General features: G+C 71.7%; 11 protein-coding genes and 1 pseudogene. 4 read left to right on the top strand and 8 right to left on the bottom strand.

Going from position 1 to position 12,207, the window contains the following annotated elements:
• Positions 1 to 3: 3 nt before the first annotated feature.
• On the top strand, positions 4 to 498 hold the full coding sequence (locus tag IE248_RS15850; RefSeq protein WP_008742522.1) for an inorganic diphosphatase: 495 nt from the start codon (positions 4 to 6) through the stop codon (positions 496 to 498).
• Positions 499 to 666: 168 nt separating this feature from the next.
• On the top strand, positions 667 to 2,316 hold the full coding sequence (locus tag IE248_RS15845; protein ID WP_073797941.1) for a threonine/serine exporter family protein: 1,650 nt from the start codon (positions 667 to 669) through the stop codon (positions 2,314 to 2,316).
• A 127-nt stretch (positions 2,317 to 2,443) separates the two neighbouring features.
• Here IE248_RS15845 and IE248_RS15840 read toward each other — a convergent pair.
• From IE248_RS15840 to IE248_RS15820, 5 genes and pseudogenes are all read right to left on the bottom strand, one after another.
• Positions 2,444 to 3,115: pseudogene (locus IE248_RS15840) on the bottom strand (VTT domain-containing protein); the annotation flags it as partial.
• A 190-nt stretch (positions 3,116 to 3,305) separates the two neighbouring features.
• On the bottom strand, positions 3,306 to 4,064 hold the full coding sequence (locus IE248_RS15835) for a MerR family transcriptional regulator (RefSeq protein WP_100581120.1): 759 nt from the start codon (positions 4,062 to 4,064) through the stop codon (positions 3,306 to 3,308).
• A 75-nt stretch (positions 4,065 to 4,139) separates the two neighbouring features.
• Positions 4,140 to 4,706 carry a DinB family protein gene (locus IE248_RS15830; protein ID WP_190031002.1) on the bottom strand — a complete coding sequence of 189 codons (567 nt, stop codon included), beginning with the start codon at positions 4,704 to 4,706 and terminating at the stop codon, positions 4,140 to 4,142.
• Positions 4,707 to 4,812: 106 nt separating this feature from the next.
• Complete coding sequence (locus IE248_RS15825; RefSeq protein WP_008742527.1) at positions 4,813 to 6,270, bottom strand: aldehyde dehydrogenase family protein; 1,458 nt, start codon at positions 6,268 to 6,270, stop codon at positions 4,813 to 4,815.
• A gap of 89 nt (positions 6,271 to 6,359) precedes the next feature.
• Positions 6,360 to 7,238: a Sco1979 family transcriptional regulator gene (locus IE248_RS15820; protein WP_047960644.1), complete on the bottom strand. Its 879-nt coding sequence runs from the start codon at positions 7,236 to 7,238 to the stop codon at positions 6,360 to 6,362.
• 354 nt (positions 7,239 to 7,592) lie between these two features.
• Between IE248_RS15820 and IE248_RS15815 the strand changes: the two genes are divergently transcribed.
• Positions 7,593 to 8,102 carry an ATP-binding protein gene (locus IE248_RS15815; protein WP_190031001.1) on the top strand — a complete coding sequence of 170 codons (510 nt, stop codon included), beginning with the start codon at positions 7,593 to 7,595 and terminating at the stop codon, positions 8,100 to 8,102.
• 191 nt (positions 8,103 to 8,293) lie between these two features.
• Here the strand turns inward: IE248_RS15815 and IE248_RS15810 are convergent, their stop codons facing one another.
• Positions 8,294 to 8,530, bottom strand: a complete 237-nt coding sequence (locus tag IE248_RS15810) for a DUF397 domain-containing protein (RefSeq protein ID WP_008742531.1) — start codon at positions 8,528 to 8,530, stop codon at positions 8,294 to 8,296.
• Between the two features lie 108 nt (positions 8,531 to 8,638).
• Entirely contained in the window at positions 8,639 to 10,684 is a 2,046-nt protein-coding gene (locus tag IE248_RS15805; RefSeq protein ID WP_190031000.1) for an FUSC family protein, read from the bottom strand.
• 104 nt (positions 10,685 to 10,788) lie between these two features.
• Here IE248_RS15805 and tatA point away from each other — a divergent pair, with 104 nt between their 5' ends.
• Entirely contained in the window at positions 10,789 to 11,007 is a 219-nt protein-coding gene (gene tatA / locus IE248_RS15800; protein WP_190030999.1) for a Sec-independent protein translocase subunit TatA, read from the top strand.
• On the opposite strand, the gene IE248_RS15795 is transcribed toward tatA, so the two are convergent.
• Complete coding sequence (locus tag IE248_RS15795; protein ID WP_073797935.1) at positions 11,004 to 12,182, bottom strand: DUF2786 domain-containing protein; 1,179 nt, start codon at positions 12,180 to 12,182, stop codon at positions 11,004 to 11,006. The genes tatA and IE248_RS15795 overlap by 4 nt on opposite strands.
• Positions 12,183 to 12,207: the final 25 nt, after the last annotated feature.

Genomic DNA, 12,207 nt, shown 5'->3' with positions numbered 1-12,207 from the left:
GACGTGGAGTTCGACGTCACCATCGAGATCCCCAAGGGTTCGCGGAACAAGTACGAGGTGGACCACGAGACCGGCCGGATCCGTCTGGACCGTCGCCTCTTCACCTCCACCAGCTACCCGGCCGACTACGGCTTCGTCGAGAACACCCTCGGTGAGGACGGCGACCCGCTGGACGCGCTGGTCATCCTGGACGAGCCGACCTTCCCGGGCTGCCTGATCAAGTGCCGCGCGATCGGCATGTTCCGCATGACGGACGAGGCGGGCGGCGACGACAAGCTGCTCTGCGTGCCGGCCTCGGACCCGCGTGTCGAGCACCTGCGCGACATCCACCACGTGTCGGAGTTCGACCGCCTGGAGATCCAGCACTTCTTCGAGGTCTACAAGGACCTGGAGCCGGGCAAGTCCGTCGAGGGCGCGAACTGGGTCGGCCGCACCGAGGCCGAGGCCGAGATCGAGGCCTCGTACAAGCGCCTGGAGGCGCAGGGCGGCCACCACTGAGCCGTCGCGCTCCGCTGGACGCCGGGTAGGCGGCACGTTCCGCCCGCCCCGTGACGTCCCGGGCGGTACCCCCCTCACGCGGGGGGTGCCGCCCGTTGTCGTTTGGTTTCGCCGGAAACGGACACGTTCCGCATACTGATACCCGGGCTGACCAGGACGGGAGGACGCGTGACGGAGGCCGATGGCTCCGGAGGCACCGAGGACCGGAAGCCGAAGTCCGATGAGGCGCGCAGCGCTTTCACGACCCCGGCCGGAATGGTGCCGGAGGCGATCGAGGAGGACCAGCCGACCTCGGAGTTCTCCGTGCCCGACGGTCTCGCGGCGCAGCTGCCCGAGCCGGAGGGATCGGCGTTCGCGCCGCCCGCCACCTACAGCGCCCACCACTCGCCGCCCGCCTTCACCCCCGTCCCGGGCATGCCGGTGTCCCGCATGACGGACTCCCTCTGGCAGGACCGCATGCGCACCATGCTCCGGATGCCGGTCGACGTCCGTCCGGTGCCCGAGCCCGCGCAGCGGCTCAGCGAGAGCGGGCCGGCCGTGGGCCGCGTCCTCGACCTCACCCTGCGCATCGGCGAGCTGCTGCTCGCGGGCGGCGAGGGCGCCGAGGACGTCGAGGCAGCCATGTTCGCGGTGGCGCGCAGCTACGGGCTCGACCGCTGTGAGCCGACGGTCACCTTCACGATGCTGTCGATCACCTACCACCCGTCCCTCGTCGACGACCCCGTCTCGGCGAACCGGACGGTGCGCCGCCGCGGTACCGACTACAACCGGCTCGCGGCCGTGTTCCAGCTGGTGGACGACATCAGTCACGCCGAGACCGACACCTCCCTCGAAGAGGCCTACCGCCGTCTCGCCGAGATCCGCCGCAACCGGCACCCGTACCCCGGCTGGATGCTGACCGCGGCGGCCGGCCTGCTGGCCGGGGCCGCCTCCACCCTCGTCGGCGGTGGCGTCGTCGTCTTCCTCGCCGCCGCGCTCGGGGCGGTCCTGGGCGACCGGCTCGCCTGGCTGTGCGCCGGCCGCGGGCTGCCGGAGTTCTACCAGTTCGTCGCGGCCGCGATGCCGCCCGCCGCGATCGGCGTGGCACTGAAGCTGGCCGAGATCGACGTCAGGGCCTCCGCGGTGATCACCGGTGGGCTGTTCGCGCTGCTGCCCGGGCGGGCCCTGGTCGCGGCCGTCCAGGACGGTCTGACCGGCTTCTACATCACCGCTTCCGCCCGGCTGCTGGAGGTCATGTACCTCTTCATCGGCATCATCACGGGCGTGCTGGTGGTGCTGTACCTGGGGCTCCAGCTGGGCGCCGCGCTCAATCCGGAGGAGGCCCTCCTGATCACGGAGCGGCCGCTGATCCAGATCGCGGCGTCGATGGTGCTGGTCTTCACCTTCGCGATCATGCTCCAGCAGGAACGTTCCACTGTGCTGATCGTGACCCTGAACGGCGGGGTCGCCTGGGTGACGTACGGGGCCCTGCACTACGCGGGCGGGATCGCCCCGGTCGCCTCCACGGCCATCGCCGCCGGGCTCGTCGGCCTCTTCGGGCAGCTGTTCTCGCGCTACCGGTTCGCCTCCGCGCTGCCGTACGTGACGGCAGCGATCGGCCCGCTGCTGCCCGGCTCGGCCACGTACTACGGGCTGCTGCTGATCGCCGAGAACAAGCTGACCGAGGGCATCGGCTCCCTGACCAACGCCGCCGCCATCGCCCTGGCCATCGCGATCGGGGTGAACCTCGGGTCCGAGACCTCCCGCCTGTTCATGCGCATCCCGGGCGCCACGAGCGCCGCCAAACGCCGCGCGGCGAAGCGGACCCGCGGCTTCTGAGGGCGGTACGGGTACGCGAACGCCCCGGGGACCACAGCGGGTCTCCGGGGCGTACGGGCGGGCCCGCAGGGGCCCGGCGGGGGCGGCAGGGGCGCCGCCCGCCGCGTCAGCGCTTGGCGTGACGGCCGCGCGGGGCCTGCGGCTGCTCGGCCGGACCGCCGCCCTCGGCGCCGCCGGCCGCCTTGGACTCCTTGCGGGCCTTCATCACCTCGAAGATCACCGGGATCAGGGAGATGAGGACGATCAGGACCAGGATCGCCTCGATGTTGTTCTTGATCAGTTCGATCTGGCCGAGCCAGTAGCCCGCGATCGTGATGCCCGCGCCCCAGCCGATGCCACCGATGACGTTGTACGTCAGGAAGGTGCGGTACTTCATCGAACCGGCGCCCGCGACCATCGGAGCGAAGGTGCGGATGATCGGCACGAACCGGGCGAGCACGATGGCCTTCGGGCCGTGCTTGTCCATGAACTCGTGCGCCTTGTCCAGGTTCTCCCGCTTGAAGACCTTGGACTTCGGACGGTTGAAGAGCTTCGGGCCGAAGAACTTCCCGATCATGTAGCCGACCTGGTCACCGATGATCGCGGCGGCCACGATCAGCGTGCAGACCAGCCACAGGGGCTGCTTGATGTACTCCCCGTTGGCGACCAGCAGGCCCGCCGTGAACAGCAGGGAGTCGCCGGGAAGGAAGGCGAACAGTCCCGATTCGGCGAAGACGATGACCAGGATGCCGATCAGGCCGAAGTGCGAGATCAGATAGTCCGGGGACAGCCACTCAGGGCCGAGCGCAAGCGTGTACACGAGTTCCGGGCTCTCCTGGATCGGGGGGGTCTGCGGGCGTCTGGGGGAAGTCCACAGGCCGGCACGGGCGGGCGGGCACGGGCAGGCAGGCGGACGCGACGGTGGTCCTCAATTTAGCAACGCCCACGGCCCCCACCGGGTTCCAGGTACCCGGTGGGGGCCGTGGGCGGGCGGTGACGCGGATATCCGGCTACACGCCCCGGACCGCGTTGGCGAGGATCGCGTCCCGCAGGAAGACCGCCAGACCGGGCCGCACGGCGTCGTAGAAGGCCGTGAACCGCTCGTCCGCGACGTACATCTCCCCGAGGCAGGTGTGCATCTCGTACGGGCACGCGTAGTGGTTGCGGCCCAGCCAGCCCCGGTGCTCCTCGGCGAGGTCCATGGCCCCGGCGGAGTCCGCCGCCGCGCCCGAGGCCATCAGCTCGCCGAGCCGCCGGTTCAGGTCCTCCATCTCGCTCTGGATCCGCTGCCAGTCGTCCTTGGAGTACGTGGCCGCCCGCCGGGCGGACTCCCGGTAGGCGTCGGTGCCGCCCCAGCGCCGCTCCGCCTCCCCGGCGTACTGGTCCGGGTCGAAGTCCCCGAAGACCTCGAACTTCTCCTCGGGCGTGAGGTTGATGCCCATTCTGTGCGCCTCCATGGCGTGCTCAACGGCCTCGGCCATCCGCTGGAGCCGGGCGATCCGGCCGGACAGGAGGGCGTGCTGCCGGCGCAGGTGCTCCCTCGCGTCCGCGTCCGGGTCGTTCAGCAGGACCGCGACCTCGTCGAGCGGGAAGCCGAGCTCCCGGTAGAACAGGATCCGCCCCAGCCGGTCGAGGTCGGCGTCGTCGTACCGCCTGTGACCCGCATGGCTGCGGCCGCTCGGGGAGAGCAGCCCGATCTCGTCGTAGTGGTGCAGCGTGCGCACCGTCACTCCGGCGAATCCGGCGACCTGGCCGACCGAGTAGCCCATCGCTTCCCGCTCCTCTGTTGGGGTACGCCCTTCACTGTGGCCCCTCACGTGACGTGAGGTGCAAGTCCGGAGCCCCTACGCTGTCCCGGCCGCGTTCCCCGCGTCCGCCTCCGCGGCCTGCGCCACCAGCTCGAAGGCCGTCTTGCCGTCCAGGGACTCCCGCACGATGTCCGCGTGCCCCGCGTGCCGGGCGATCTCCTCCACCAGGTGCAGCAGCATCCACCGCATCGAGACCTTGCCGTCCTTCGGGAACCACGGCGCCGGAGGCAGCGGGAAGGTCTCGTCCAGACCGGGCAGAGCGGCCACGAACTCCGCCGTCTGCGCGGCCACGTCGTCCCAGAAGGCGAGGATCTGCGGGACCGTCTCGTCGCCGACGAGCCGGAAGCTGTCACCCCAGGTCTCCTCGGTGCGCTGGAGCTCGTTCGGCCGCTGCTGCGCCAGCCGCAGCCAGTTGAGCTCGCACTCCGCGACGTGCTTCAGCAGCCCCGACAGGGACAGCTCGCTCGCGCTCGGCCGGCTCGCCGCCTGCGCCTCGCTCAGACCGAGCACCGAGCGGCGCAGCCCGCCGCGCTGGGCCTCCACGAAGGACAGGAGCGCGCCGCGCTCGTCGCCGTAGGACTCGGAGGGAACGTGAGTGACCATGCTGACCAACCGCCTTCGTGGGTTTCTCCTGCTGACGAGAACCACGCTACGGAGGGTTGCGGTCAGTTCCTGTCCTCAATGGACACCGGGAACCCGCGCGCCGGAACTAGAAGGGGAAGTGGCTGCGCCCGTGCTGGACCGAGATCCACTTCTGGGTGGTGAAGGCCTCCACCGTCGCGTCGCCGTTCAGCCGGCCCAGACCCGAGGCCTTCTCCCCGCCGAACGCGGCCAGCGGCTCGTCCCCGATGGTGGAGTCGTTGACGTGGATCATCCCCGTCTCGATGCGCTGCGCGAACCGGACCCCGCGCTCCACGTCCCGCGTGTGCACGGCGCCGCTCAGCCCGTACGGGGTCGCGTTGGTCAGCCGTACGGCCTCCTCCTCGCCGTCGAAGACGACCAGCAGCGCCACCGGGCCGAAGATCTCCTGCCCCAGCAGCGGGGAGTCCTCGGGAAGGCCGGCCAGGACGGTCGGCTCCACCAGGTTGCCGCGCGTAGACCCCCGTACGAGCGCTCGCGCGCCTTCCTCGACGGCGCGGTCCACCAGCGCGGTCAGGGCGTCGGCCTGGAAGGAGTTGATCAGCGGGCCGATCTGGGTGTCGGCCTCGTGCGGGTCGCCGGTCTTCAGGCCGCGCACCCGCGCGATGAACTTCTCGGTGAACTCCTCGGCGATCGAGGCGTCCACGAGGATCCGGTTGGCGGCCATGCAGACCTGGCCCTGGTAGACGAACCGGCTGAAGACGGCCGCGTCCACCGCGTAGTCGAGGTCGGCGTCGTCCAGGACGACCAGCGCGCTGTTGCCGCTGAGCTCCAGGACCGTCCGCTTGAAGTGCCGGGCGGCGACCTCGCCGACGTGCCGGCCGACCCGGTCGGAGCCGGCGAAGGAGATGACCTTCGGGACGGGGTGCGTCAGGAGGGCGTCGCCGATCTCGGCGATGTCGGTGACCAGCACGTTGAGCAGGCCGGCCGGCAGCCCGGCGTCCTCGAAGATCTTGGCGATGAGCCCGCCGCCGACCACCGGGGCGTTCTGGTTCGGCTTGATCACGACCGCGTTGCCCAGCGCCAGCGCCGGGGCGACCGACTTCAGGGTGACCAGGAACGGGAAGTTGAAGGGGCTGATCACGGTGATCACGCCGACCGGGAGGCGCTGCACCCGGTTCTCCTTGCCCGCGACGGGCGAGGAAAGGATCCGGCCCTCGGGGCGGACGGCCAGCTGGATCGACTCGCGGATGAACTCCTTGGCGAGGTAGACCTCGTACTCGGCCTTGGGACGGGTCCCGCCGAGCTCGTCGATCATCGCCTCGACGATTTCCTTCTCGCGCTCCTCGGTGATCCGCAGGGCGCGTTCGAGGATCTCGCGTCTGGTGTACGGGCTGGTGGCCGCCCATTCTCTCTGGGCACGCTCGGAGGCGCGGTAGGCCTGGTCCACCTGCTCGACGGTGGCCACGGTGATGGCCGCGAGCTTCTCACCGTTGTACGGATTGACGTCGATGATGTCCCACGAACCGGTTCCGGCCAGCCATTCGCCGTCTATGTACTGGTGGGCCACGTCGGTGAATATGGACATGCCATCCCTTACTGCGAGCGCGCACCCGTGCGCTGCACCGGAGACCGATCGGTCATCATGCACTGATCAGACGTCATACTACGTGCGAATCAAGACAGTTGGAGCAGGCCGCGTAGCAGATCCCGGGTCCGTTCGGGATCCGGGCAATCGGCCTGGAGCCGCTCCATCGCCCTTGCGTACTGCGCCACTTCCTCTTCTTTGTCCAGGTAGAGGGCACTGGTGAGCTGTTCCAGATAGACGATGTCCTGGAGGTCCGACTCGGGGAAACGGAGCAGGGTGAAGGCTCCGCTCTCGCCCGCGTGACCGCCGAAGGAGAAGGGCATCACCTGGAGCTGGACGTTGGGGCGCTGGGAGACCTCGATGAGGTGCTCCAGCTGACCCCGCATGACGTCCCGGTCGCCGTACGGGCGGCGCAGCGCGGCCTCGTCGAGGACGGCGTGGAAGACCGGGGCGTTCTCGGAGACAAGAACCTTCTGCCGCTCCAGGCGGAGCGCGACGCGGCGGTCGATCTCGGCCGCGGCGGCGCCGGGCATGCCGCGCTTGACGACGGCGTGCGCGTAGGCCTCGGTCTGGAGCAGGCCGTGGATGAACTGGACTTCGTAGATGCGGATCAGGGAGGCGGCGCCTTCGAGACCGATGTACGTCTGGAACCAGTTGGGCAGTACGTCGCCGTAACTGTGCCACCAGCCCGCCGCGTTGGCCTCGCGGACGAGCCCGAGGAGGGACTCCCGCTCCGCGCCGTCCGTGACCCCGTAGAGCGTGAGGAGGTCCTCGACGTCCCTGGCCTTGAAGCTCACCCTTCCCAACTCCAAGCGGCTGATCTTCGATTCGGATGCGCGGATCGAGTAGCCGGCCGCCTCACGTGTGATGCCGCGGGATTCTCGGAGTCGCCTGAGCTGTGAGCCCAGGAGGATGCGGCGCACCACAGAACCACTGGCTTCTGCGGTCACTTGTCCTGCCCTCCCCATCGCGATGGTTGCGCGTTGGTCTACGCGTGCGTGCTGCGTGTGCGTCGCGGGGCCCCCGCACCCCTAGGGGCCGCAGTCTGCCACCAAAACGCTTCGCTCCGTACTCGTTCTGTAACGGAATCCGGCACCCCGGAAAAGAAGTCCGTCAGGATGCGTAGGAAGAAATGAGCAAGAACCGTCACGGGAGTGGACAGGTCCGGCGCGTGCACGTGCATCTGCCCTTGCATCTGACTTCCGCATTCGGAACGATGGTCCCCGCGCACCTGCGTGCTCTTCGCGCCGGCGCCGGACCCACCCCGCAGTTCTTTTTGGACAGAGTCACCGCTCAGTCCGCGAATCCCGGGAGTGCCTCGCATGGGGACGAATGGATCGACCATGCTCGAGCCGTTACGGCAGGGGCTTCCCCCGGTCGACCCCACGGCTGTCTCCGGGTCCGCCTCCTGCGCTCTGCCCGCCCGCTACGAGGCGGTGCGGGGCGCCCGTTCGTTCACCAGGTCCACGCTGTCCCAGTGGGGCCTGGACGAGCGCTTCGACGACGTGGCCCTCGTCGTCTCCGAACTCGTCACCAACGCGCTGCGCCACGCCCTGCCGGACGACGCGCGCGGTACGGCGGGCGAGCCGGAGGCGCCGGTACGGCTGCACCTGATGCGGTGGAGCACCCGCCTGGTGTGCGCGGTACGGGACCCCAGCGAGGACCGGCCGGGGGGCTCGTTCACACCCGAGCGGACGGACGAGAACTGCGACCTGGAGTCCGGGCGCGGGCTGTTCCTGGTGGACTCGTACAGCGACACCTGGGGCTGGCACCCGCTCGCGGGACGGCTGACCGGCAAGGTGGTCTGGGCGCTGTTCATGCTCCAGGACTGAGCACGGGATCCGGCCGGGATCCGGCCGGAGGCCCGGCCCGGGGCCGGCTGGGGACCGGCCGGGGGCGACGGGGTGCCGCCCGGGGGACGAATCGTCAGACAAGCGACAACTGGCCGGGGTTGATCATTTCGATCAGTCCCGGCCAGTGCACGTGCATGGCGCGATCACGGCGCTGTTCCCTCGAATGCCCGTCAGGCGATCAGGTGGTCGAACTCGCCGTCCTTGACGCCCAGCAGCAGCGCCTCTATCTCGGCCGGCGTGTACACGAGTGCCGGGCCGTCCGGAAAGCGTGAATTGCGCATGGCGACACCGCCGCCCGGCAGTTTGGCGAACTCCACGCAGGATCCCTGCGAATTGCTGTGTCGGCTCTTCTGCCAGGTCACGCCGCCGAGTTCTGCAGCTGCCATCCCGTTGTACGCGTGGTCCACAGGAAGCCCCCGATAGTGCAGATGTCAACTCCACCGGATCATAGCTGTGTTCATAAGCGCCTGCATGGGCAGATGCACGTGCACGCGCAGTGCTCCCTTGATCACAGTTCAGGGGCGCAGCGCCTCGGAGAACGCCTCCAGCGATTCCAGCAGCTGGTCTGCGGCTCCCCGCAACACCCCTGACTCCGGGGCGTCCCAGCTGGTCAGCAGGGTGCGGACGTCCTCCCACTCCGGCACCCGGCGCTCGCGCACCGCTTTCGCCCCCGCCTCCGTCCGCGTCCGCAGGACCTCCGCGAGGGCGGCCGCGCCCGGCACCGGGGCCTGGGCCCGGTCCGGGACGTGGGCCTCCAGCAGCATGGCGCCCCGGCCCAGCGCGGCCAGGGCGTCGCCCGCGCCGTCGGCGGCCTCCCCGGAGGGGCCCCGGTGGCGCACCGGCTCCCCGGCCGCCCGCTCCAGGGCCTCCTGCCAGGCGATCCGGGCGTCCCGGGCGGCCAGCAGCGCCGCCCGCACCTCGGCCGGGCGGGCCCCGGCCGGATCGGCGTACTGGCCGAGCACGGCGGCCGCGTACCGCCCGGCGGCGGCGAGCCAGTCGGCGAGCCTGCCGTGCAGCCGGGGGCTCTCCCAGGCCGGGTAGACGGCGTACGCGAGCATCGCGAGCAGCCCGCCGACCAGGGTGAGGGCGACCCGGTCGGGCACGGTCTGGTCCCAGCGGAGGCCGCCCATGCCGAGCAGGAAGACGACGTACGCGGAGACGAAGGCCTGCGCGACCGCGTACCCGGTGCGCATCAGTACGTACATCAGGCCCGCGCTGACCACCGCGAGGAGGCCCGACAGGTACATCCCCGGCTGGGCGAGCCGCACGATCGCGGTGGCGGCCGTGACGCCGGCCAGGGTGCCGCCGAAGCGGGCGACGGCCCGCGCGTACGTCTGCGTGAAGTCGGGCCGCATCGCCATCACGCAGGCCATCGGCGCCCAGTAGCCGTGCCCGAACGGCAGCGCCTGCCCGATCAGGTACCCGGCCGAGGTGGCCGCCGTGAGGCGCACCGCGTGCCGCAGGATCGTCGACCCCGGGTGCAGTTCGCCCCGTACGTCCCTCAGCACCACCGGCACCAGGGACCGTAGGGTGGGCCGCAGCATCGACGCCGCGGGATCCGCGGTGCGGCCGGAGCCGGGCTCGGCCGTCTCCAGTACGCCGTCCAGCAGGGCGGCGAGCCGGCGCGCGGCCCGCAGGGGCGGGCCGGTCAGGACGTCGCCCAGGTCCGGGGCCTTCAGCACGGCCAGCGCCGGCGCGGGCAGCCGGACCGGCGCACCGCGGCGGATCGCCCGCGCGGCGGCGTCGAGCACCTCCGCCGCCGCGGCCAGCAGTTCCCGCACCCGGTCGCGGGCCGGGCCCTCGGCGGGCGCCCCGACCGCCGGGTCGGCGAGCGCGGCCAGCACGGGCCGGACCCTCTCCGCGAGCCCCCGCGCCCCGTGCAGCTCGGCGGGCCGCCGGCGGGCCTGGCGCACCGTCACGGCGGCGGCGTCCCGCGCCTTCATCAGGGGCTGCGGGTCGAAGGGCGCGGCGGGGTCCTGGCGCAGCCGCCGGGCGTAGTCGGCCTCGGCGGCGAGCGCGTCGGCCAGGGCGTCGCGGTGGGCGCCCCAGCGGCGGACCGGGAACACCACGATGAGCAGGGCCTGCACCACGCCGCCGGCGGCGATCATCGCGGCGTGCCCGGCGGCCTGGGCCACGGAGGTGGGCAGGGTGACGGTGACCAGCATGATCGCGACGTTGCCGGAGGCGATGATCCCGGCGGTGGCGCCGGCGGCCCACACCAGCCCCGTCAGGAAGGTCCAGACGGCGAGCAGGGCGAGGAACAGGGCGGTGTTCGAGGCGCCGACGAGGTAGCCGACGAAGGTGGAGACGGCCAGCGTCAGCCCGGAGGCGAGGGCGAGCACGGGGCGCGGGCGCCAGCTCGGCTGGAAGGCCGCGATGGCGGCCATGAAGGCGCCGAACGCGGAGCTGGCGGCGGCGCCGGGCCCGAGGAGGGCGAGACCGGCGCCGATGACGAGGGCGAGGCCGACGGTGGCGCGGAGGGCGACGAGGGGTTCGAGGGAGGCGCGCTCGATCGTCATGCCGGTGCGGACGGTGTGCTTCAGCGCCCGCGTCCAGCTCATGATGTCGAGATTAGGGCCTTCGTGACCTTTCAGGACTTCTTCAGCCGTGTCCCGCTACCGTCGGGTGGCCGCCGGCCGGCGGTCCTTGGAAGGTGGGTACGCGCATGCTCCGGAACGCCCTTCAGCCCTGGCACCTGGCGATCCTGCTGATCGTCTGTCTGCTGGTGTTCGGTTCGAAGAGGCTCCCCGACATGGCTCGCGGGGTCGGCAAGTCGCTGCGCATCCTCAAGGCGGAGACGCGGGCGCTGCGCACGGAGGAACAGCCTCCGCCGAAGGCGGCCGCCCGGGCGGAGGAGACGGCCCGGGCGGAGGAGACGGCCTAGCGCGGCAGGGGGGTGTGGCCGGCGCCCATCCGGGCCCGGTCGGCGGCCGCCGTGCCGTCCTCCCAGCCCGCGTGGTCGGTGGCGCCGCGCAGCCGGGTCGTGGTGGTCCGGGGGAACATCTCGTCGGCCCGGGAGGTCACCGCGACGTCGCGGGCGACCAGGGCGGGCAGGTTGTCCGGGGCCTCGCTCGCGGTGTGCTCGGCGGTCTCGGCGAGCCGCTGGCCGAGCCGGCTGGCGTAGGCGAGCAGGAAGGACTGCCTGAAGGTCTTGGTCCGCTTGCGGCCGCCGGAGCGCTGGGCCGCCTCGGCCCGGGTCATGGCGGCGTTCCCCTGCACGAGCAGCGAGGTGTGGAGCAGCTCGACGGCCTCCAGATCGCTCTCGAACCCCACCACCGTGGAGAACTCGAAGGCGCTGTTCCACACGGCCCGGCAGCGGTTCGCGGTGGCCACCGCGTCCAGCAGGACCGCCTTGGCCTCCTCGTACGGCGGCTCGACCCCGATCCGGCGGGCGCCGGGCAGCTGGGCCGGGCCCCTGCCGCTCGCCGCGAGGAGCGCCTCGTCCACGGTGTGCCGGGCCATCAGCTCCTGCGCCTTGGCGCTGAGCGCCTCCGCCTCCTCCGGGAAGGTGGTCGCCTCGGCCTTCGCGAGCAGGGCGCGGATCCGCCCCAGCATGCGCGGCTCGATGTGCGCGTGTTCCAGCGCGTCGGCCGCCGGGTCGCCCGGGACGGGGCCCACCGGTTCGATGGAGGGCAGCCGGACCAGCAGCCGCAGCACCTCCAGCAGCGCGGTCGCCAGGCTGAACCGGTCCGCCTTCTCGCGCCGCGCGAGCCGCTCCCCGTACGCGGCGTCGTCCGCGCCGTCCGTCCACCAGACCTCGGCGTCGGTCCACCCCTCGGGCAGCCGGGCGTAGCGCCGCGCCTCGCCGGCGATCAGGTCGCCGGTGATCCGTATGTGCCGCTCTTCGAGGTCCCGCCGCACCAGCCGCAGGACGTCGGCCGGCTGCCAGCCCCGCTCCCAGGCCTGCCTCAGGTACCCCTCGCCGCGCGCCAGCAGCTCCCGCCCGGCCTCGCCCCACCGGCCGGGATCGGCGGCGAGCAGCGAGGCGCCGGTGTCGAGCCCGGTGTCGTCCTGGGCGTAGAGGGCGGCGGCGAAGGCGCGGTCGACGGTGTCTTTCACACCACCCAGCTTGGCACGCCCGCCC

The organism is Streptomyces goshikiensis, assembly GCF_014650555.1.
In the GTDB taxonomy this organism is placed as follows: Bacteria; Actinomycetota; Actinomycetes; order Streptomycetales; family Streptomycetaceae; genus Streptomyces; species Streptomyces goshikiensis.
Note: the sequence above shows the minus strand (reverse complement) of the source record. Positions and strands in the feature narration are given on the sequence as shown.